The 21,926-nt window shown below is 48.4% G+C and carries 20 protein-coding genes and 1 pseudogene; 7 read left to right on the top strand and 14 right to left on the bottom strand.

From position 1 onward, the window contains the following. The first annotated feature begins 37 nt into the window (after nucleotides 1-37). The 5 genes and pseudogenes from HZ996_10515 (at nucleotide 38) to HZ996_10495 (ending at nucleotide 4,398) form a co-directional block, all read left to right on the top strand. Nucleotides 38-925 (top strand): glycosyltransferase family 2 protein, encoded by an 888-nt coding sequence (locus tag HZ996_10515; protein ID QTN39551.1) that lies wholly within the window; start codon nucleotides 38-40, stop codon nucleotides 923-925. Further along, complete coding sequence (locus tag HZ996_10510) at nucleotides 922-1,593, top strand: glycosyltransferase (GenBank protein QTN39550.1); 672 nt, start codon at nucleotides 922-924, stop codon at nucleotides 1,591-1,593. The genes HZ996_10515 and HZ996_10510 overlap by 4 nt, the downstream gene beginning before the upstream one ends. Before the next feature lie 15 nt (nucleotides 1,594-1,608). Then, nucleotides 1,609-2,100, top strand: coding sequence for a hypothetical protein (locus HZ996_10505; protein ID QTN39549.1), 492 nt, complete (start codon nucleotides 1,609-1,611; stop codon nucleotides 2,098-2,100). Then, entirely contained in the window at nucleotides 2,097-3,224 is a 1,128-nt protein-coding gene (locus HZ996_10500; GenBank protein ID QTN39548.1) for a glycosyltransferase family 4 protein, read from the top strand. Before HZ996_10505 ends, HZ996_10500 begins: the two co-directional genes overlap by 4 nt. A 6-nt stretch (nucleotides 3,225-3,230) precedes the next feature. Next, nucleotides 3,231-4,398, top strand: a pseudogene (locus tag HZ996_10495) (glycosyltransferase family 2 protein). A 193-nt stretch (nucleotides 4,399-4,591) separates the two neighbouring features. Here HZ996_10495 and HZ996_10490 read toward each other — a convergent pair. The 6 genes from HZ996_10490 to rfbC form a co-directional block, all read right to left on the bottom strand. Further along, nucleotides 4,592-6,154 (bottom strand): hypothetical protein, encoded by a 1,563-nt coding sequence (locus HZ996_10490; GenBank protein QTN39547.1) that lies wholly within the window; start codon nucleotides 6,152-6,154, stop codon nucleotides 4,592-4,594. A 223-nt stretch (nucleotides 6,155-6,377) separates the two neighbouring features. Then, on the bottom strand, nucleotides 6,378-7,277 hold the full coding sequence (locus HZ996_10485; GenBank protein ID QTN39546.1) for an amidinotransferase: 900 nt from the start codon (nucleotides 7,275-7,277) through the stop codon (nucleotides 6,378-6,380). Continuing rightward, nucleotides 7,277-7,975, bottom strand: coding sequence for a TIGR00730 family Rossman fold protein (locus HZ996_10480; protein ID QTN39545.1), 699 nt, complete (start codon nucleotides 7,973-7,975; stop codon nucleotides 7,277-7,279). The genes HZ996_10485 and HZ996_10480 overlap by 1 nt, the downstream gene beginning before the upstream one ends. Further along, nucleotides 7,959-10,832 carry an excinuclease ABC subunit UvrA gene (gene uvrA / locus HZ996_10475; GenBank protein ID QTN39544.1) on the bottom strand — a complete coding sequence of 958 codons (2,874 nt, stop codon included), beginning with the start codon at nucleotides 10,830-10,832 and terminating at the stop codon, nucleotides 7,959-7,961. The genes HZ996_10480 and uvrA overlap by 17 nt, the downstream gene beginning before the upstream one ends. Beyond that, on the bottom strand, nucleotides 10,829-11,776 hold the full coding sequence (locus HZ996_10470; protein QTN39543.1) for a transglycosylase SLT domain-containing protein: 948 nt from the start codon (nucleotides 11,774-11,776) through the stop codon (nucleotides 10,829-10,831). Before HZ996_10470 ends, uvrA begins: the two co-directional genes overlap by 4 nt. Beyond that, nucleotides 11,773-12,321: a dTDP-4-dehydrorhamnose 3,5-epimerase gene (gene rfbC / locus HZ996_10465; GenBank protein QTN39542.1), complete on the bottom strand. Its 549-nt coding sequence runs from the start codon at nucleotides 12,319-12,321 to the stop codon at nucleotides 11,773-11,775. The genes HZ996_10470 and rfbC overlap by 4 nt, the downstream gene beginning before the upstream one ends. A 71-nt stretch (nucleotides 12,322-12,392) precedes the next feature. On the opposite strand from rfbC, the gene HZ996_10460 reads away from it, so the two are divergent. Further along, a complete protein-coding gene (locus HZ996_10460) occupies nucleotides 12,393-13,064 on the top strand; it encodes an NAD(P)H-binding protein (GenBank protein ID QTN39541.1) in 672 nt (223 codons plus the stop codon). On the opposite strand, the gene HZ996_10455 is transcribed toward HZ996_10460, so the two are convergent. The 6 genes from HZ996_10455 to mtaB are packed head-to-tail and all read right to left on the bottom strand — an operon-like array spanning nucleotide 13,027 to nucleotide 18,365. Continuing rightward, nucleotides 13,027-14,685, bottom strand: coding sequence for a DUF4139 domain-containing protein (locus tag HZ996_10455; protein ID QTN39540.1), 1,659 nt, complete (start codon nucleotides 14,683-14,685; stop codon nucleotides 13,027-13,029). The genes HZ996_10460 and HZ996_10455 overlap by 38 nt on opposite strands. A 34-nt stretch (nucleotides 14,686-14,719) precedes the next feature. Beyond that, nucleotides 14,720-15,376 carry a hypothetical protein gene (locus HZ996_10450; protein QTN39539.1) on the bottom strand — a complete coding sequence of 219 codons (657 nt, stop codon included), beginning with the start codon at nucleotides 15,374-15,376 and terminating at the stop codon, nucleotides 14,720-14,722. Beyond that, nucleotides 15,376-16,176 carry an inositol monophosphatase gene (locus HZ996_10445; protein QTN39538.1) on the bottom strand — a complete coding sequence of 267 codons (801 nt, stop codon included), beginning with the start codon at nucleotides 16,174-16,176 and terminating at the stop codon, nucleotides 15,376-15,378. Before HZ996_10445 ends, HZ996_10450 begins: the two co-directional genes overlap by 1 nt. Next, a complete protein-coding gene (locus HZ996_10440; protein QTN39537.1) occupies nucleotides 16,173-16,484 on the bottom strand; it encodes a hypothetical protein in 312 nt (103 codons plus the stop codon). The genes HZ996_10445 and HZ996_10440 overlap by 4 nt, the downstream gene beginning before the upstream one ends. Then, a complete protein-coding gene (locus HZ996_10435; GenBank protein QTN40040.1) occupies nucleotides 16,481-17,026 on the bottom strand; it encodes a TIGR00730 family Rossman fold protein in 546 nt (181 codons plus the stop codon). The genes HZ996_10440 and HZ996_10435 overlap by 4 nt, the downstream gene beginning before the upstream one ends. 4 nt (nucleotides 17,027-17,030) lie before the next feature. Then, nucleotides 17,031-18,365 (bottom strand): tRNA (N(6)-L-threonylcarbamoyladenosine(37)-C(2))-methylthiotransferase MtaB, encoded by a 1,335-nt coding sequence (mtaB, locus tag HZ996_10430; GenBank protein ID QTN39536.1) that lies wholly within the window; start codon nucleotides 18,363-18,365, stop codon nucleotides 17,031-17,033. On the opposite strand from mtaB, the gene HZ996_10425 reads away from it, so the two are divergent. Next, nucleotides 18,357-19,988 carry an ABC transporter substrate-binding protein gene (locus tag HZ996_10425; protein ID QTN39535.1) on the top strand — a complete coding sequence of 544 codons (1,632 nt, stop codon included), beginning with the start codon at nucleotides 18,357-18,359 and terminating at the stop codon, nucleotides 19,986-19,988. The genes mtaB and HZ996_10425 overlap by 9 nt on opposite strands. On the opposite strand, the gene HZ996_10420 is transcribed toward HZ996_10425, so the two are convergent. Together HZ996_10420 and HZ996_10415 are read right to left on the bottom strand one after the other, a co-directional pair. Beyond that, nucleotides 19,985-21,043 (bottom strand): endonuclease/exonuclease/phosphatase family protein, encoded by a 1,059-nt coding sequence (locus HZ996_10420; protein QTN39534.1) that lies wholly within the window; start codon nucleotides 21,041-21,043, stop codon nucleotides 19,985-19,987. The genes HZ996_10425 and HZ996_10420 overlap by 4 nt on opposite strands. A gap of 4 nt (nucleotides 21,044-21,047) precedes the next feature. Further along, nucleotides 21,048-21,926: a rhomboid family intramembrane serine protease gene (locus tag HZ996_10415; GenBank protein ID QTN39533.1), complete on the bottom strand. Its 879-nt coding sequence runs from the start codon at nucleotides 21,924-21,926 to the stop codon at nucleotides 21,048-21,050.

Raw genomic sequence — 21,926 nt, 5'->3', positions numbered from 1 at the left:
GTAAAAATTAGTAAACTTGACGTAAAGTAACGCAGAATTGCCAACTACACCACCTAAGGTCGCGATAATCACCGTCAATTTCAATCAGACGGAGGCAACTGAAGAATTGCTTCGCAGTTTGAGGGCCTTTCCATATACTGAACTAGAGATTTGGGTGGTGGACAATGGATCCGGTGAAAATCCATCTGAGCTGGTCGAACGATTCCCGGAAATTAAATACATCCGTTCCGACCTGAACCTAGGGTTTGCAGGGGGAAATAATCTAGCGGTAACTGCAGCAGAAGCCGATTACTACTTTTTCATCAACAACGATACAGAGGTCACTGAAGGTCTCATCGAAAGACTTGTCGAGGATCTCGAGCAGCATCCGGATTGGGGAGGGGTCAGTCCGAGAATTCTTTACCACCATACACCGGACACGTTGCAGTATGCGGGAGCCACCAAAATGCACCCACTAAAAATTGGAAATGAAAGCCTAGGCTACATGGAAAAGGACTCGGAGTCCTTTCATAAAATTGTTCCCACGGAATTCTTGCACGGTGCAGCCATGATGATTCGGGGTTCTGTCATTAAGCAAGTCGGGCCCATGGATGATGTGTTCTTTCTGTACTACGAAGAATATGATTGGTGTGAGCGAATCAAAAGGGCCGGTTATCCTCTATACGTTGACGGACGTGTGGCCATCTATCACAAAGAATCTCTGAGTACAGGAAAAGCGAGTCCTCTAAAAACCTATTACCTTACTCGGAACCGCCGTTTGTGGGCGCGAAGGAATCAAACAGGAGTCACCAAGGTCCTTAGTGGGTTGTATTTCTACCTTGTGGTCATTCCAAAGAATTTGCTGAAATTCACCATATCCCGCGAGTTCAAGCACCTCAAAGCAACTTGGCAAGCGGCCACCTGGAACTTAAGTCATCGAGCATGATCGTCATCTCTATCTTATGGACGGCCCTTTTCATTTATCTCGGTTTTTCCGTGATCTATTTCCACCTATTCTCTTGGGGCGCTCTTTTCCCACTCAAGGACCCATCTCCAGTTGATGACTTAAAGCGAAAATATGCCGTACTGATTCCCGGGTACAAGGAAGATGCCGTCATCGTATCCGTAGCAGAAGCCGCGTTGAAACAGGACGCAAGTAAGGAGTGGTATGACGTCATAGTCATTGCCGATAGTTTTCAGTCCGAAACCCTTCAGCGATTAGCTGCGCTTCCTATTAAGGTAGTCGAAGTTGAATTCGAGGTAAGTACCAAATCCAAAGCCTTGAACAAAGCTATGGAGGTCGTTGGTGACGACTACGATGTTGCTGTGATCCTAGATGCAGATAACGTGATGGAAGAAGACTTCCTCCGGCGCATTGATGCTCAATTTGATCTCGGGTTTACGGTTGTCCAAGGACACCGCGTCGCCAAAAATACCGGCACTGCCATGGCGCAGCTTGACGCCATTTCTGAAGAAGTAAACAACAGTGTCTTTAGGAAAGGACACCGCGTATTTGGCTTGAGCAGCGCGCTCATTGGATCTGGAATGGCCTTTGATTACGCATTTTTCAAGGATATCATGGCCCGAATTAAGGCCATAGGAGGGTTCGATTAAAGAACTGAGCTCGAGATGCTCAGAGATCGAATAAAAATAGCGTATTCCATAGATGCTGTAGTTTATGATGAAAAGGTCAGTCAAGGAAAAAGCTTTCAGAATCAACGACGCCGTTGGCTTTCCGCACAGTTCATTTACCTCCAGCGGTATTTCGGTTCGGCACTCAAGCATTTGCTGACGAAAGGAAACGTGGACTTCTTTGACAAGGCGATTCAAATGGCCCTTGTTCCTCGTGCTTTGTTGATCGGATTTGTCGGGCTGTTTGGCGTGTTGTCCTTCTTCATCCCGATACCTCCGAGTAGTAATGGATGGCAGTTGCTCTTCTTGCTTCTGGTGTTGGCCTTTTTATTCTCCATTCCTCGAAAATTCTACAATGCAAAAACGCTCCGTGCCGTCTTGTATTTGCCAATCGGCATTTTGAACATGCTGCTCTCGCTCCTTCGAATTCGCGGGGCCAATAAGAAATTCATTCATACGCCTCACGGCGAAGACTCTAAGGACTCATGAGGATAGGTATTGAAGCACAACGCATATTCCGTCCCAAAAAACACGGAATGGACATGGTGGCCTTGGAAATGATCCGCCAACTCCAAAAAATTGACTCGGAGAACGAGTATTTCATTTTTGTCAAGCCCGATGAAGACCGTTGTTGGGAGCCTTCGGAGAACTTTCACTTGGTAGAATTGACGGGGTCATATCCCGTTTGGGAGCAGATCAAGCTTCCCAAAAAAGCCAAAGAACTAAAGCTCGATGTGCTTCACTGCACGTCGAATACAGCCCCTGTGAGAAACTCCGTTCCGCTGATTGTCACCTTGCACGACATTATCTTTCTAGAAAAGAATAACCTAATGACCAAGGGATTTACTTGGTATCAGAAACTCGGCAATGTTTACCGCCGTTGGGTGGTTCCAGCCATCTTGCCGAAGGCAAAAAAAGTGATCACGGTAAGCAATTTCGAAAAAGACCGGATCGGCAGACAGTTGGGCTTGAAGGATAACCAACTCGTGGCGGTTTACAATGGAGTAGGCGATCACTTTAAACCTGTTCGTGAAGAAAACGAGCAACGGCGCGTCCGAGAGAAGTATGGATTGCCGGATCAGTACATTTTCTTTTTTGGGAATACGGACCCCAAGAAGAACACCCCTCGAACGCTGCGGGCCTACGTAGATTATTGCCGTGAGAATGAGCATCCGCTTCCTCTGGTGATTGGGGATTACGCCCGGGAGCTCGTAGAGAATCTTTTGAAGGAGCACTCGGCATCTGATCTTATGGGGCAGTTCATTTTTCCCGGCTACATCCTGAACACCGATATGCCAGCCATTCTCACTATGGCAGACGTTCTCCTGTATCCCAGCCTCCGCGAGAGCTTTGGTATTCCCATTCTCGAAGGGATGGCTTGCGAAACTCCAGTACTCACGTCACGGGCTGCGAGCATGCCCGAGGTCGCCGGTGAGGCCGCCTTGCTGGTAGATCCCAATGAGCAAAAAGAGATTTCTGATGGTCTAAAGCGGCTTCTTGAGGATCAGGCCCTACGGGCCGATTTAATTGCTCGAGGCGTTGAAAGAGCCCGTGAATTCTCTTGGCGCAATACGGCGAAATCTGTTCTTGAACTCTATCATCAATTGAAGTAAGCTACTATGTGGGTGACTATTTTTTGGGTCTTGTTGTTTATCGTCTTCTATTCCTATCTCGGATACGGAATTCTTCTGGGCATCCTCATCAAGCTTGGATTCCGAAACAAGGAAGAGGTACCTGAATCGAATGAGTGGCCTTCAGTAGCTTTAATTGTCCCCTGTTTTAATGAGGGTAGCTATATCGAAGACAAAATCAAGAACTCCCTAGAACTGGATTATCCCAGAGATCGAATCGAATTCATCTTCATTTCAGATGGTAGCTCCGACAATACACCTGAGATTGTTCGTCGCTATGAAGGGCAAGTAAAACCCATGCACGAAGATGCGCGACGTGGGAAAGCGGCAGCTATGAATCGCGCCGTAGAGGCGACCCAAGCCGAGGTCCTCATCTTCTGCGACGCCAATACGGAACTGAATGCAGAAGCCATCAAGAGTATCGCCCGACATTACCATAATCCAAAGATTGGTGGAGTTGCGGGTGTAAAAACCATCAAACAAAACGACGCTGAGAGTGCCAGTGGAGCGGGTGAAGGAATCTATTGGAAGTACGAATCCACCCTCAAGAAGTGGGATAGTCGATTCTACACGGTGGTAGGCGCGGCAGGAGAACTCATGAGTTACCGTAGAGATTTATATGAAGAGCTACCTCAGGACACCATCCTTGACGACTTTATGCAAAGTATGCGCGTTTGCGAGAAGGGCTACAGAGTCGTCTACGTTGGAGCCGGAGCAGGCGAGCAGAGCGGCGAGTGCCAATGTTGAAGAAGAACTAAAGCGCAAGATCAGAATCGCTGCAGGAGGTTGGCAAAGTGTATTTAGACTCAAGCGTGCGGGAAATCCTTTCTTTGATTTTAGACTTTGGTTTCAGTACGTTTCTCACCGAGTGCTGCGGTGGAGTATTGGTCCCATTAGCTTCTTTTTATTGGTTCCGCTTGTTACTTTCCTTTGGTTGTCCAATACGCCTGGATTTGGGTTCTTCTTTTGGGCCATGGTGGTTGTGTACGGGATGATTTTCATTGGACGACTTCTCAACGATCGCAAAACACAGATCAAAGTCTTCTGGGTTCCCTATTATTTCTTCGTGATGAACTATGCTGTCATCATGGGACTCTTTAGGTTCTTGAAAGGGAATCAGAGCAGTCTATGGGAGCGAGCAAAACGCGCGGGATAAATTTTCTCATTCGCGTCTACCTATTCTCAAATTGGGAAGACATACAATTCCCCATTTCTGTTAAATGGCTGTTTATCAAGACTTAAGCCTTATGGTACTTTTGGCACAAAGCTTGAATATCTTGTAGCAGTTGTTTTTAGGTGGGGAAAGCCCTTTGAGAAGTCATACGATTTTGAAAAGGGTTTTCTTTTTTTTACCCCGCCTTGTCTAGAGGCTCAATTCCGTGCTTTACGCGAACCAAATGAGCGAACGACTGCCCGGAGATTTTACTGTCGCACCAAGAGATGAAATCAAAGTATTCGAAGGGTGCTTTTTCCAAGGGCTCTTCAATCAAGCTCATCAGTTCATCGCGCAATTCAATAAAGGGCTTTGTATCCTTAGGTTCATACTGATGAAGGCGCTTGAAGAAGCGAATGAGCGCTTGTTCCGTTTTGAAGACGCGGTTACGCTTTTTAAGGTATCGGTACGTGCTTTCGCTCTGATAGACCACCAGTTCGAAATGTCCCAATTCATAATGGAGAACCAGACTCATGAATTTCGAGAAGCTGAATAAATCCTCATTCTCGTCAATTCGCGTCTCATTCAAAATTTTATTGACATTCTTCAGGCTATCCGAGTACTGCTCTAAACCGAAATAGAGCGTAGCGATATTGAATAAGAAGTCAGCCTTGCGCAGCGGACTCAATTTTGTGTCGAACTTTTTAAGTCCACCTTCCACCTCGGGAAGGATATCAAGAGCCCTATCATATTCTCCTTTCTGCACATGAATAGTGAGCTCGAGTGATTTAAGAATGCTGAAAATCCGCATCTGAAGGTCCACATTGTCCTTTTGATCCAGTCGAGCAACGAACTCACCCAATTTGTCAAAGTGATCTCGTATTTCGCTGTGTTTCTTCAGTTGATTTCCGATGTAGATTACATTGGACAAGATGCTGAAGTAGGTGTTGGGTTCTTCTTTGAAGAGGATGAAGTTTTTTTCAATGAGTCTCAGGTTGAGAATCATATGTTGATAGCTCTTCTCGTAATCCCCGGTGGAGAAGTTGTGTGCTGAATAGATATGGTGAAACAAGTACTTCGCTTCAACGGTGAGCGCCATGTCCTCATCTTGAAGATGCGGATCCAAGAGGATCTGATTGAATTTCTCTTTTTCCTCTAAGTTTCGAACTTTTCCACCTTTGTATAGCGGAAGGAAGAAACGAGACTTCAAGTTCCAGAAGGTGTAGTAGTTCTTAATGAGCTCAATAGTATGTAAGTCTTCTTCGAGAATGTCCTTGATGGCCTGATCGTCTTGTCCCGAATAGTTGTCCTTTTCTAAAATCCGCTTTTCCCAAAGTCTAATTTCCAACAGGGTGGTGTGCTTGTCGTGTTCAAGCGCTAGCTTTTTGGCTTTTTTCAACAACTTGTCGCACTGTCTGTAAAGCGTCTTCTTGTACAGGATTTCCGCCATATGCAGCATTTTCTTGAGCTCAGCATCAACGGAGCTAGAAGCGTGATAGGCGTGAAGACTCTTGAGAATTAGTTCGTAGAGACGTGATTTTGTTACTGCAAATCGCTTGACAAACTTTTCCCCTTTAAAACGATCTAGAATGATCTGCTCGTCGTAGGTCTCTTGTTCGTCTACCGCGTCAAAGACTTGAATATGAACGTTGTTCTTTTCGATCACATGTCGCGTTGCATATATCTTGAAATACCGCTTTTCATGCGGTGTCAAGCTATGCACTAAAGCGTGAAGATGTTCGCTTGTTTTCTTAGACATGTAATTAGGTTTGGTGTGTTACAGAGTAACAGAGTACAATATAGTGGATTCAAGAGCCCATAATACAAGGGCTCTAGCTTGGAGGAAAATCAGAAGTGTGATATTAGGAAAAGCGGATTACCCGATTAGAGGCGTGATTTTAGGGAAATCAGGGGCTTGAAGCCAGTTTGCATCGGATATGTGATTTTATCCAGACTTTCGGAATTGTGATTTTAGCGAAAAGTCACCGGGCATCAACAGAGCAAATCATGCAACGCACGGATCCACCTCCAAATGTTTCGATCAAGGGTATAGTACCGACCACAACTTCGTAAATGTCCTGAATAACAGCTTTTTGGCTTGGCTGTAGTGATTGCCATGCTGTTTTGCTTAACGCCATAACGGGTCCGGAATGGCCTTCTAACTCAATCCAATTCCCCGCGAAAGAGGCCATTTGCTCGTGATTCAGATGCATCACCGGACGATTCGACGAATTCAGAGTGGTAATAACTTCAATGCGTTGATCTTGAGGGATTGCTTCCCAACAACCCATAGCCAGATGTTGGCCGAGGCCAAAAACGACATTGGTGTGGTAGATCGCCTGGCCATTTTTATCGAAGGCGTCGAAGAGCATGGCACGCAATCCTAAGTCTGTAGCTACTTGGTGGACCAATTCGTCGTCCGTTCGAGGTGAACGCGTTGCAAAGATTAATTCTTGAAGCGGGTCGAATATGAGGGATCCCGTGCCTTCAAGAAATCTACCGTCTTTCTCGTGAGGGCTCAGATCCGTGATTTTTGTCTGCGGCCAGTCAATGACGAGTTGATCTACCCATTGAGGACGCCGCTCATCGCGCCGTGTAGGCGCTAACATAGGATAAAGGAAAACGCGCCCTTTTTTTGGATGGAAGCTAACCCAATTGTTAGGGAAAACCGCATCGGGATTAGCCGTCTCGGAAGGCTCGTCGAATACCTCCACAAGTACACCGGCGTTCCGCAAGGAGTGGACCAAGGCATCGAATTCTAATCGAGCGAGTTCAGGAAGATTATCGGGGGGCTTTTCTTCACTTTGAAAGGCGTTGCTCTGCGCGGTTTGCGGATTGGGTCCAAAAGCGGCCGGGCGAACCATAAAGACTCTCGAGGCCATTAGAAATTCGGACGAAGAAGGTACTTCATGTAGAACTTGTCGATGGTCTGAACGACGTTGTCTGGCTCATCGCAAATGGTGATCAAATCCAGATCTTCAGGGCTGACGTTCGCAAATTCATTGAGCACAGTGGTTTTAATCCAGTCGAGCAGTGGGGACCAGAATTCAGAACCGTACAGAATAATGGGGAAGCGTTCTATTTTATTCGTTTGTATCAAGGTCAAGGATTCGAAGAACTCGTCCAAGGTTCCGAAACCGCCAGGCATGGCAATAAAGGCTTGAGAATACTTGACAAACATGACCTTCCGAACAAAGAAGTAATCAAAATCAATGTTTTTGTCTGGGTCGATATAAGGGTTCGATCCTTGCTCCATGGGGAGCTCGATATTCAAGCCTACCGAATTCCCTCCGGCACGCTTGGCACCTTTATTGGCCGCTTCCATGATACCGGGTCCACCTCCGCTTATTACACCATATCCACGTTGGCACAACCGGAAGGCAATGTCTTCTGCAAGCAGGTAGTACTTGTCCTCAGGTTTAGTGCGCGCGGAACCAAAAATACTGACGCAGGGGCCTATTTTACTGAGCTTCTCAAAGCCTTCAACAAATTCAGACATGACCTTGAAGATGGCCCAACTATCGTTGGCCTTGATCTCATTCCAGTCTCTCTGTAGATTACTCTTAAGTCGTTGGTTCATAGCTTGCCGTTTTAGCGGCTGCCGCACGAGTCCATTCGAGTTCTTTCTTGAGGAACTGACCGGTATAGCTGTGCGCCATTTCCGCGATTTCTTCTGGAGTACCCGTTCCCAAAATAGTGCCACCTTCTGCGCCACCTTCAGGACCAAGGTCAATGATGTGATCGGCGACCTTGATGACATCAAGATTGTGCTCAATCACAAGGACAGAATTGCCCCGATCTATTAAACGCTGCAGAACGTCCAGAAGTACGCGAATATCCTCAAAATGTAGACCGGTAGTGGGTTCATCCAGAATATACAGGGTCTTTCCTGTGTCCCTTTTACTGAGTTCCGTAGCCAGTTTAACCCGTTGTGCTTCACCTCCCGATAGAGTAGTGCTCTGCTGACCCAATTTGACGTAGCCTAGCCCTACATCGTTGAGTGTTTTGATTTTGTTGTAGATCTTAGGAATGTTCTTGAAGAACTCTGAAGCATCTTCAACGGTCATGTCCAGAACTTCGGCTATGGATTTCCCTTTGTAGCGAACCTCAAGGGTTTCTCGATTGAATCGCTTCCCACTACAGGTAGGGCATGGCACTTGTACATCGGGTAAGAAATTCATCTCGATCACCTGTACACCGGCTCCTTGGCAGGTTTCACAACGCCCACCCTTTACGTTAAAACTAAATCGACCAGGCTTGTACCCTCGGATTTTCGCTTCGGGAAGATTGGAGAACAGGGCCCGAATATCGCCCCACACATTGGTGTACGTAGCGGGATTTGATCTCGGGGTTCGTCCAATGGGGCTTTGATCAATATCGATGACTTTGTCAATGTGCTCGACCCCTTCAATTCGATCGTACTCCATAGGTTTGGTGACCGCGTTGTAGAAATGGGCGCTCAGAATACGATACAAGGTCTCGTTAATAAGCGTTGATTTTCCGCTACCACTTACACCGGTAACACAAGTCAATACGCCGAGAGGAAGCTCAATGTCCACGTTCTTTAAGTTGTTCCCTCGTGCGCCGAAAAGTTTGATCGTTTGATTAGCTGTCTCTCTGCGTCCTTCGGGTAGGTCAATCCGTTTAACTCCTTTGAGGTATTCCGCGGTCAGGGTAGGGAGCTCAAGTACGTGGTTTGGTTTCCCTTCGGCCACGATATGACCTCCGTGTACACCTGCTCCGGGGCCAATGTCAATCACATGATCCGCGTGTTCGATCATATCCCGGTCGTGTTCCACAACAATGATGCTGTTACCCACATCCCTCAGGTCCTTTAAAGCTTGAATGAGCTTGATGTTGTCTCGTTGATGGAGCCCAATACTAGGCTCATCGAGGATGTATAGTACACCGACCAGTTGAGACCCTATCTGAGTCGCTAAACGAATACGTTGTGCTTCGCCACCTGAAAGGCTCTTACTACCTCTGTTTAAGCTCAGATAATCTAGACCGACATCGCTGAGAAAACCGAGTCGGGATCGGATTTCTTTTAGGATTTCCAATGCGATGACTCGCTGTCGTTCACTGACGCGATCTTCTACACCAACCAACCAAGTTCGAAGGTCTCCAATGCTCATATTGCTGAGCTGGAAAATGTTATGATGATCAATGCGGAAGTGAAGGCTTTCTTTTCGAAGTCGCGCACCGCCGCATTCCGGGCAGTTCTTTTTGATCATGTAATCTCCGGCCCAACGTCTTAAGCTTCGACTCTTTGCGTTGTTGTGTTGCTGCTCCAAGAAGGGGATGAGTCCATCAAAATTGATAGAGTAGGTCTTAGTCACACCCAGCGTTTTGCTCTTGACTTCAAACGTCTCATGGGCTCCATGGAGAATGGCCTTCCATCCTTCATCTGGAATCTCTCCGACAGGCGTATTGAGGTCAAATCCAAAACGCTCTCCGATCATTTTAAGCTCTCCAAAGATCCAGTTGTTCTTCATTTCGCCGAGTGGCGCAATGCCTCCATTTTTAATGGACTTCTTTGGATTCGGAGCAATCTTGTCGCGGTCCACAACAGAAACCTTTCCAATTCCATTGCAGCTCGGGCAGGCCCCTTTGGGAGAGTTGAAGGAAAACGTATTTGGTTCGGGATGATCGTAAGCAATACCGCTTGTCGGACACATGAGCTGACGAGAGAAATACCGGACTTCATCGCTTTGATGTCGCTGAACCATCAGCATCCCCTTTCCCTGGTTCATGGCCGTCTCGATGGATTGCTTCAATCTTTGATCACTGGAGGAATCCACCTGTAGGCGGTCGATGACAATTTCAATGTCGTGGGTTTTATAACGATCCAGCTTCATGCCACGGGTCACCTCCACTAATTCTCCGTCAACACGGGCACGGACAAAGCCTTGCTTAAGGATGGTTTCGAAAAGCTCCCGATAATGACCTTTACGTGCTCGGACGACAGGAGCCAGCAGTAGAATTCGCTCTCCCTCAAAGTCTTCTTTGATGAGCTGTCGAATTTGCTCGTCTGTATAGCTTATCATTTTCTCACCCGAAACATAACTGTAAGCATCTGCGGCCCTGGCGTAGAGGAGGCGCAAAAAGTCATAAACTTCTGTGATGGTTCCTACAGTAGATCTCGGGTTCTTGCTCGTCGTTTTCTGTTCTATGGAGATGACGGGGCTCAGCCCGTTAATCTTGTCGACATCGGGTCGCTCCAGGCCACCCAGGAATTGCCGCGCATACGCGGAAAATGTCTCAATGTACCTACGCTGTCCTTCGGCGTAGATGGTGTCAAAGGCCAATGAACTTTTACCGCTACCACTCAAACCTGTGATAACAACCAGCTCATCCCTAGGAATAGATATATCGATGTCCTTGAGGTTGTGCACACGGGCACCAAGTACCTCTAACTTCTCTTCAAATTGGGTCATTCTACCGCCTTCTCTCTGTAGTAAACGCTTGTGTCTGTTGGTAGTTTAATCACGTACTCCTTTTCACTTGGATTCCGCAAATAGCTTTCGCGAAGCCAAGGGTTATAGTACTTAAGTGTTTTGTAGGATATTCCTTTCTCTTGAGCAAAATCACTCCAATGCGTCACACTCGAATCTACAACGGCATCGTACAAGTCGGGCATGGTATACAAATCCTTCTCTCGGTAGTGAAAACCGTATTTCTCCGGATGTTCCATGACTTCTTTAATGGCCATGATGCGGAATACATATCGACTGGTCTCGGGATTGAGCAATAAATTCCAATAGGAATTGACTTTTTGTCGCTCGAGTTGACGCTCTAGACCATTCATCCCCATATTGTAGCTCGCAGCGGCAAGGGACCAGGTTCCGAACTTTTCTTTAGCCTCCAAGAGGTAGTCACAGGCGGCATAGGTCGCCTTCTCTAAATGATATCGCTCATCAATTTCTTTGTTGACCTCTAAACCATATTCAGGGCCTGTAGACTTGAGGATTTGCCAGAAACCAGCGGCACCGGCGGGGGATACAATGTTTTGCAAGCCGCTCTCGGCAACCGCCAAATACTTGAAATCATCCGGAACACCCATTTCGGCTAGAATGGGCTCGATGATGGGGAAATACTTATTGGAACGCTTGAGAAGAAGAAGGCCATTCGACTGCCAGTACGTGTTCACCAAGAGTTCGCGGTCAAGGCGTTCCAACACGTCCGGGTCACTGACGGGAACGGTCTCGTCCATGAAACGAGGTTCGTTCGGCAAGTTGAGCGCGTAGACGTTGTAATTCCGCTCAAAGGTTTCCTCAAAAGTCACATCATCGGTTTCGACATCCTTATCCGAATAGATGAAGAGCTGGGTCAGGACAAAGAGGACAGCTAGTAATCCGGTAGCTTGAAGGAACTTTTTCATAGGGTAAAGGGACTCTCAAAGTCTTTCAAGAAGGCAGCAACTTGGTCCTTCTCGCTCAAAATTGGATTTTCCACATCCCAATTAATGTGTACGTCCGGATCGTTCCAGCGAATCGCGTCCTCACTTTCCTTGTTGTAGTACTGGGTGCACTTGTAGGAGAAAATCGTGTTGTCTTCAAGTGTTAAGAAACCATGTGCAAAACCGGGGGGAATCCAAAACTGATTCTGAAGCTCTTCGTCCAGGATTTCGGCATGATACTGTCCGTAAGTTGGGGATCCTTTGCGAATGTCCACGGCAACATCGAGTACGGAACCTTTGATTACACGTACTAATTTGCCTTGGGCAAATGGAGGCTTTTGAAAATGAAGGCCTCTAAGGACACCCTTTTGTGATAGGCTCTGATTATCTTGAACGAAAGGCCCAATAATTCCGGCTTCTCGGTAGCGTTCTTCTGAGTATGTTTCGGCAAAATAACCTCGGTCATCGCGGAATACTCGAGGAGTGATGACCAGCAGACCGTCTATATGGGAGGGGGTAATTTTCATAAGGAGCGAAGATACGAAGATTCTACCCCAAAATAATGAAAACAATACCTTCGCTGAGCTGTAATTAAGATATGCATCAAGTAAGTGTTTTAGGGGCGACAGGTCTTGTCGGACGAATGCTAATGGAAGAACTCATAGGGCATCCTGAGATCGAAAGGATTCAGGTTTGGTCTAGGCGTCCTCTTGCCATTAGCCACCCTAAAGTGGAGGTTATTGTTGCCGACCTATTTGATATTCAGCATCACGACACTCCTTTTTTAGAAGATGGAGTTTTCTGCTGCATTGGTACCACTAACGCCAAGACGCCGGATGAGGAAACATATCGAGCCATTGATTATGGTATTCCAGTCTCAGCAGCGTGTAAGGCGCGAAGAGACGGGGTGGAAGCCTTTGCGGTCGTATCCACCATTGGAGCCAATGCCGGTGCTCAGCCATTTTATTTGCGAACGAAAGGACAGATGGAGCTCGATGTTCTCAAGCACGGACCTCGGCGCAAATGGGCGCTCCGCCCAAGTTTTCTATTGGGCCCTAGAGGAGAGAAAAGAACGGGGGAGAGTATTGGGAAATTTTTCATCCAGCTGTTCGGCCCATTCCTCATGGGTTCGTGGAAAAGATATCGGGGGATTCAAGCCCGAGATGTCGCCAAGGCGATGATTGAATTGGTATTGAATCCCCGCGATAAATATGTGTGGGAAAGTGATGAGATCAAAGACCTTGCACTACTTTATCCTTCGGATAGCTAACCCGGAAACCACATTCGTACGTTTCGGTCGCCTTTCCATCTAAATCAAACTTCCATTCTAATTTCCCATCGTGTTCGGTATACGAACCCTTGCGACATTCCATTCGCTCAATTTCTAGACCTTCTTGCCTTGAAAGCGGGATATGATCCTCGATGTAAACGGTGACTGGACTGGACTTGAAGTTCTGTACTCGGTAACTGTATACGCGCTCTTGCTCAATTCGTTTCCCAATAATGCGGTTCTTTGAACCACTCATGAGGAGTTCGCGAGTTACTTGAATACCATCGTCGAAGCCCATGCTTACCTCAAGAGTATCGGCGTACATATTTTGATGAATCGCCAGCTCGCCTAGGAACATGTTTTGGTAGTATAACTTGGCCTTTGCGTCAGGGAGCATGTATTCTTGCCAATCCGCAAATCGGGCCTGAACATACACGCGCGAATCGAGCTTAGGCACCGCAACTAGGCGATACTCGCAATCGAGTTTCGCGGACTCCAATTTTACACGGACGGGATAGGCTGCCCCCGATTTCACTGTGAACTTTCGATCAAACTCAAAGCGCTTGTAGGCCAGTTGTTGATATGATTTGGCTTGAGCCACATCAAAGGATTGGACTATAACCGCATCCATGACCTCTTCGTCTGCCACATCCTCTTCCGCCGCATAGACCTGAACGGCGTCCAGTAAGGCCGCATCTCTACGAGCACCGCGTTGGATGAAATTCAACACCCACGGCTGAAGCATGGGCTTATTCCGATATCCTGCTGGATTGCTGGTCGATACAAAGAGGTCAATGCCCTTCCAATCTGTTCCTGTATTCTGATGCAGCAGAGCGCGTTGCTGCAATTCCATGGGTTCACCATATCCGTTCGAGCGAAACTCGATTTCAGGTTGCCAGCCCGCTGAAGGCACGGTGTAGCTGAAATCCATGCTCCCGCTTCCCGCTCGCTCGGCGTCAATTGTAAGGACCAAGCGATAGTCGTAATACGGATTCTTTGTAGGGTAAAGACTCTGGTATTCTTGACGTAGCGCTTGCAGTCGTTGACCCAATCGGCCACCGGTTTGCGTATAAAGCGCTTCTTCGCGCTGCAATTCAAGAAGGGCATCATTGACGATGGTCAAGCGTTTGCTTAGATAGTCCACGGCATTCTTCAACAATTCAAGGGAATCCCCGATGGCTTGCCCTTGGTTGATCGGATTTTCCAATAGAAGCCGTTTTTCGTTCTTGAGTACATCCAGTCGAAACCTCATGTCTTGCTGCCAATAGCGCATATCACTCAAGCTGTCGTCCGCAGCTTTGATCTTGGCCTGGAGTTCCCGTGCACGGGGATCCGTCGGTTCGGCGTTGTCCGGTTGAATGGTTCGGATTTCGTGGCGATAAGAGAGCAGGGTATAAGGGCCGGTTCCCGCAAGTATGATGCTGCTCGGATTAATACTGGGTTCCAAACCGTGCAGAATAACTTCCTGTATACCAGCGCTGAATTGAATATCGGCTGAGCGCTTTATTTGTGCGCCTGAAAGGAAGAACGTGACTTCATCCACCTCGGAGATAATTTCGCCTTCAGCGGATACGGAAAAGGATAGCAGTACGGCTAAAGCCGCGGTGAGTAGGTGTTTCATGACAAAGGAATTGAATTTGTAGAGAGAACTACAATTAGGATGCCAGATTGCCTAAGAAGGCGTCAATCTTCAATTGCATGGCCCTACGGGCCGATGAGTCCGCGAGCAAAAAGTGATTCCCTTCCAAGAATTCAACCCCGGTCGTTGAGGTGTCCAACGGGAGTACTCGATCTCCCAAACCATGGATTCTAAGTTGAGGGTAAGACGATTCTGTTCCTTCCCATTTTCCCAAAGCATCAATCACCCAGCGGTAGAATGAGGGGTCTGTTTTGCGCTCAATGGCCGCAATGGCCCTGGCGTTTTTAGGATCCAATATCGCCTTTCGACGAGCCCACCTCTTGCCCAACCACCAACCCAGTCGGTAGGGGATCCAATGATGAAGACCGAGCCGCAGGGCGCGACGGTGAATTTTAGGGAGTTCCTCAGGCGTAACAAAAGTGGAGAGAAGCACACAGCCTGCCAGTTTAAAATGATCCGTCATTTCCAGGGCCATGGGACCGGCAAAGCTCATGCCGATAACGACATCACCGGCTTGAAGTTGTAGGTGATGTCCCCATCGTAAAGCGTAGGCTCTAAGGCTTTCCTGGGGCTCCTGAGGAATCTGGTGGTGCACTTCAATATTGACCAGTGAGCTCAGCTGCTTCACCGCACGAGCGTCCATTCCCAGTCCAAGAAGTGCCACCACTCGCATCAAAGGAACTTTTGAAGAGCTTCGGTCAAGGGCTGAGCCGTATGGGCATTGGCCGAAATGATTTCACGGCCATAGATGAAGTCTACACTTTCGGAGAAATCCGTGACAATACCACCGGCTTCCATAACCAAAAGAGATCCGCCGGCAACATCCCATGGACTGAGTCCGTATTCGTAAAAGCCCTCAAATCGTCCACAAGCCACATAGGCTAAGTCCGTCGCGGCAGAGCCCAATCGGCGTATACCGCGAGAGTGCTGCATGAGATGAGCTAAGAGGTCTAAATAACCCCGCATCTTTTCGAAATCGTAATACGGGAAGCCCGTGGCGTACAAGGAGGCAGCAAAGCTGGTTTGCGGACTTACCTGAATGGCCTTTCCATTCAAGTAGGCACCGCCATCTTTCCAGGCGTAGAAGTTCTCGTCCTTGGTGATTTCATACACCACCCCAATCAAGAGTTTGTTCCGATAGGTCAACCCGATACTTACGGCATAGCAAGGAATACCGTGAATGTAGTTGGTGGTGCCGTCTAAAGGGTCGATGATCCAGAGGTAGTCTTGATCTTCGGCTCCAGCAGTTCCTTCTTCGGTTACGAAGCCAGCTTCAGGTAGAAGCGCTCCCAGTGCTTCGACCAACTGTTCCTCTGCGGTCTTGTCCACGTAACTGACCAGTGAGTTGAAACTCTTGCGTTCCACGTGCTCAAAGGCGTTGAATCGAACGCGTTCATCTTCGATGTATTGACCCACGCGCTTGGCCAGTTCGGCAACTTGTAGGGTGAAGTCTTGAAGTTCTTTTCCGCTCATTTCCAGAGGTTGATTCGATCGATGAGTTCTCTTTTCTCCACTAGTGTATACCCGGTATCCGTCATGGCCTTACCCCATTTTTCTAATTCGGGATTATCTGCTGGAATATGTTCCTCTCGGCTGTCGTAAGCTTCGCGTGAAGGCCAAAGAGCAAGGGCGACATACAGACCAGTGGACTTTTCGAACCAAAGACGACTACCACCGCTGTTGGAGTAGTGGAGGTAGATTTCGGTCACGCGAGCCCAAGATTCCTCAAAGGCATCTTTTTGGCCTTCGGGGACAGCGAAGGTGTATTGCATAGTAATCATGCGTTTTGTTTTGTCATGGATTCAACCAAGGTGTCGATGCGGTCTGAGCGGAGCAATTCATCGGCCCGTAGGGCATGAAGAAAGCCTTGCTCGGAAATGTGATCCACCATGTTTAGCAGGGGGTCAAAATATCCGTCGACATTGAGCAAACCTACTGGTTTCGCAATAATTCCAAGTTGGTTCCAGGTTAAGATTTCGAAGAGTTCGTCCAGGGTTCCCAATCCTCCTGGGAGGGCAATGAACCCATCGGCCAGTTGAGCCATAAGGGACTTGCGTGCATGCATGGACTCCACGACGTAGAGCTTGGTCACGCCGTGATGCGCTCGTTCGGCGGCCACCATTCGGTCGGGAATCACTCCGTACACTTCTCCGCCACCTTCGAGGACGGCATCGGCCACTGTACCCATGAGTCCGGCTCTGCCACCTCCATAAACCAGTCCAATCCCGGATTTGGCGAGGTGTTGACCAACGACTTTGGCCGCATCTACATACTTTGGATCACGTCCTGTGGACGCGCCGCAAAAAACCGCAATATTCTTCATGGACTTAGGCGTGTACGTTCGCCCCAAGATACTCAAATCGGACCAAGCCATCTTCGTCGATATCGGTCAATCGGACTTGAGCGCGTGTATTGACCAGGGCTGGATCCCAGGGCATTTTCACCTTCACGTAGTTCTCGGTGAAGCCGTGGATGTATCCTTCCTTGTTTTCGCCCTCGAATAGGACATCAAAAGTTCCGCCCAGTTGAGATTCATAGAATTGACGGCGCTTCTTAGCGCTCAATACGCGAAGCATTTTGGAGCGTTTGTGCCGAACGGCTTTGTCGACGACCCCTTCCATTTCAGCGGCTTCCGTATTCGCCCGTTCACTGTAGGTGAACACGTGCAAGTAGTTGATGTCGAGGTCGTTCAGGAAGTTATAGGTCTCCAAGAATAGCTCGTCGGTTTCGCCCGGGAAGCCCACAATCACGTCGACTCCGATACACGCTGCAGGCATGACCTCGCGTATGCGATTGACTCGATCAACGTAGAGCTCGCGCAGGTAGCGACGCTTCATCTTTTTCAGGATGGTATTGCTTCCGCTCTGAAGAGGGACATGGAAGTGAGGAACGAAGCGCTGTGAGGTGGACACAAAATCGATGATCTCATTTCGAAGTAGGTTCGGCTCGATGCTCGAAATCCGAAAGCGATCAATGGGCTTCACTAGATCGAGGGCTTGAACGAGTTCCAAGAAGGTATTGTCGTGCTTCTTGTTCCCGAACTCTCCCTTTCCGTAATCTCCAATATTGACGCCCGTTAGAACCACCTCTTTGCGGCCTTGTTTCGCAATTTCATGGGCAGAAGATACGACGTCTTCCAACCGAGCACTGCGCGATATCCCACGCGCCAAAGGAATGGTGCAGTAGGTGCACTTGTAGTCACATCCATCCTGGACCTTCAGAAAGCCGCGGGTCCGATCCCCAGCGGAGTAGGCGGGAACGTAGAAGTCCGCTTCGCTGATCTCGCAGCTGTGGACCTCGCCCATATCGTTTTTGGTGAAATCGTTGATGTAGTCCGTGACCTTGAACTTTTCAGTAGCGCCAAGAACCAAATCTACACCGTCAATGGCTGCGATTTCCTCTGGCTTGAGCTGTGCATAACAACCCACGACCACCACAAAGGCCTTGGGGTTCTGTCGCAGGGCAGTCCGTACGGTATGCCGACAGCGCTTGTCTGCATTGTCCGTTACCGAACAGGTATTGATAACATATACATCCGCAGATTGCTCAAAATTCACACGCTCATAGCCCTTCTGTTCAAAGTCCCGCGCAATGGTCGAGGTCTCCGAGAAATTGAGCTTACAGCCCAGTGTATAAAATGCTACTTTTGGCGTATGCGTCATGGGGCGGCAAAGATACTGCTTTTTGTGCTGTTTTTCAGCGGATTCACAGCCTGTTCGGTGAAGGAACAACCCCAGCGCGGAATGGTTTTTCGCTACAATGAAAGCAGTGGCATTACCACCCTTGATCCGGCATTTTCCCGCAATCAAGCCCTGATTTGGGCCACAAATCAGCTGTATAACGGCCTGGTTCAATTGGATTCCAACCTGCGTCCTCAGCCGGCCATTTCCCATTCCTGGAGCATTGACTCTACCCGTCGGGTATATACTTTTCGCCTACGGCGCGATGTCCACTTTCACGCCCATCCCATTTTCGGTCCGGAACACGGTGATCCTTCAAACCAGAAAGGACCTCGAGTGACCGCAGAGGATTTCGTGTACAGCTTTGACCGTCTGCGCTCTTCCAGTCTGGCTGCACCCGGCGCATGGGTCATGGAAAACGTGGCGTCGTACACAGCTCTGGATGATTCCACCCTTCAAATTTCCTTAAACGAGCCCTTTCCGCCTTTCTTGGGTCTGCTATCAATGAAGTACTGCTCCGTTGTTCCACGCGCGTTGGAAGATCATCCGGAGGTTGATCTACGGAATGCACCGATTGGTACAGGGCCTTTTTACTTCAAGCTCTGGGCGCCCAATGAAAAACTGGTCTTCCGAAGAAACCCCTTTTACTTCGAATCGGACGATACGGGCCGCGCGCTTCCTTATTTGGAGGCAGTGGCCGTCACCTTTGTTCCAGACAAACAGGCCGGATTTTTAGAGCTGGTGAAAGGAAACCTCGACTTTTTGTCCGGGCTGGATGCCAGCTACAAGGATGAACTATTAACCTATGAAGGGGAGCTTCAAGAGAAATACGCGGATCGCTTTCGACTGCAGACCCTACCGTATTTGAATACCGAATACCTGGGTATTGTGGTGGATTCCAATCAACAAATCAAACCTCTTCAAAAACGAGCCCTCAGACAGGCACTGAATTATGGCTTTGATCGGGCTGAAATGATGCGCTACCTGCGCAACAACATCGGTCAGCCGGCCACAGCCGGATTTGTGCCTTCGGGGTTGCCCAGCTATGATCCAGAGCGGGTGAAGGGGTACAGCTATGATCCTGGTAAAGTGGAAGAGCTTCTTCGGGCCGTAGGCCCCAATCTTCCGGAAATTAGGCTTCAAACAAACGCGAGTTACTTAGACCTTTGTGAGTATATGCAGGCGCAGTGGAATGCACTCGGTATTCCCGTTCAAGTAGAAGTATTGCCTCCATCGACGCTACGGCAAATGATGGCCACCAGTAAGACGCCATTTTTCCGTGGAAGCTGGATTGCAGATTACGCAGACGCTGAGAATTACTTGAGCTTGTTTTACAGCGCAAATGCTGCCCCGAACGGTCCCAATTACACGCACTTCAGCCATCCGCAATTCGATGCCTGGTATGAAGAAGCTCGCCGAGAAACCGAAGATTCGATTCGGTATGCCTTGTATCAGCAAATGGATTCTCTAATCGTATATGAGGCACCCGCGGTTCCGCTTTTTTACGATGAGGTCCTGCGCTTTACGCGAAAGGAGGTGAGGGGATTGACGCCCAATGCGCTCAATTTATTAGACCTGCGTCGGGTAGAAGTTCTTGCAGACTAGTTCCAGGTGTAGTGACCGACTAGGGGGAAATGATCACTGATTTCCACTTTGCGTACACGTACGAATTGAGCCTTGAGCATAGGGTCGTGGAAGTGATAGTCAATCCGCAGAGGTATAAGACTCTTTCGATATGTTTTTCCCCAGCCGCGACCGTTCTCCCCATACCCATCGACCAGATCCCTAGTCATTTCACGGTATGCGTTGCTCAAAGGGGTATCGTTGAAGTCCCCGACAACCAGGACTGGGTAGGGTGATGCCGAAATGTGCTCTTTGAGCACTTCCACCTGTTTTTCACGGAAAAGAAATCCCGTTTTCAAAAGGCGATACATGGCTCCAAAACGAGAATTGACCTTTTCGGTGGTAATATCTTCGACCTTTTCGATCAACTCTACTTGGCTTCGTTCTAATTGATTGGAACTAATGTGGCAATTGTATACCCTCAAAGTGTCTCCTTCGTATAAAAGGTCAGCCCATTGAAAACCATTGGCGCCGTAGTTGATGTGGGACGCAAAACGATGAGAGCCTGTTTCAACGACCGGAAGGTCCGTGAATAAGGCCAAATTACTTTTTCCATTTAGTCGTGAGTAGCTCTCGGATTCCAGGATGCGTACTGCTCGTCCTTTGTTGAATTCTTGAAGGGCAATGACGTGGGCTTGTTCTGCTCTAAAGAAGCCATCAATAGTACCCAATAGGTCGTAGTCCGGATCCCAATAGCTCTGATCAAAATGTCGGCTATTGAGAGAGATAACTCTAAGGGCATCTTTGTTTGGGGTCAGGACGGCCGCACCTCCCCAAGGGAAAAAGGCGGACAATTGTCCCCATCCAAGGGCTAGGGCCAGTATTGGGATGAGTAAAACACGTTTAAAGCGGAACAGCCAAAACAGAAGCCAGCCCAGGACAGTGATTAATAGCACCGGGTAGGCCAGTCCAGCGAAAGTGGCTAGGATAAACTGAGAAGGCTTTAGATACCATGCAAGGTAGGAGAAGACGAGTGCACCGACACTGAGCCAGGTCAAGGGCAAAAGCAGTTTGTCGATCCAGCGGTACTTGTTCACTCGTTTATTCCTTGTTCATCTGAAACAGGAAGTCCTTCTCGTCTTTGGAGAGACTGTCGTATCCGGACTCCGAAATCTTGTCCAAGATAGCATCCAATTTTGCTTTTTGCGAAGCTTTTTGCTCGTGGTACTGCGTTTCCGTTCTCGTTTTGGCCTTGTAAGCCGTCCGCATCTTGGGTCTAGGGCGGATAAACGTGAAGAAGGACTCGAGGAATTTTTCGAATCCAGCAGCGATGTTGTTTCCTTTTTGAAGTTGACGGGCATAGAGGAAGCCAAAAAGCGCCCCACCCAAGTGAGCGATGTGGCCGCCGGCATTTCCGCTCGGGATGCTCAACAGGTCCAGCAAAAGATAGAAAATGGCTATGTGCTTGAGCTTCACGTTCCCAACGAACATCAAACGGACCGTGTAGTCAGGAACAAAGGTGGCAATAGCCACAAAGATGGCCATAACAGACGCGCTAGCCCCTAGAGCTTGAGAATAGGGGAGTTGATCAGCGAAAACCGGAAAGAGGTTGTAGGCCAGGATGTACAAGGCAGCACCAGCTAGACCCCCGAGGAGGTAGACGCTCAAGAGTTTTTTCTCATTGAGGTATTCCAAGAAGATCCGGCCTCCAAAGAACAGCCAAATCATGTTGAAGAGAATGTGCAGGAAGCCCTCATGGAGAAACATATAAGTAATGAGCCCCCATGGTTGTAAGAGCAGGGCTCCGGGAGCTGCCTTCACTGTAAAATATTCCGCTATGGAAAAATCAGCATTAAAAAAGAAGCCCAGTACCTTCAAGATGTTGATCACCAAGAAGATGCCAATATTGATGTAAATAAGCCGCGTCATCATGTCTCCGCGGCGGAAGTTTTCTCTGATTTCGTCCGTGATGCTTGCCAT

Source organism: Cryomorphaceae bacterium (assembly GCA_017798125.1).
Lineage (GTDB): Bacteria > Bacteroidota > Bacteroidia > Flavobacteriales > ECT2AJA-044 > ECT2AJA-044.
This window is presented reverse-complemented; position numbering and strand designations above follow the sequence as displayed.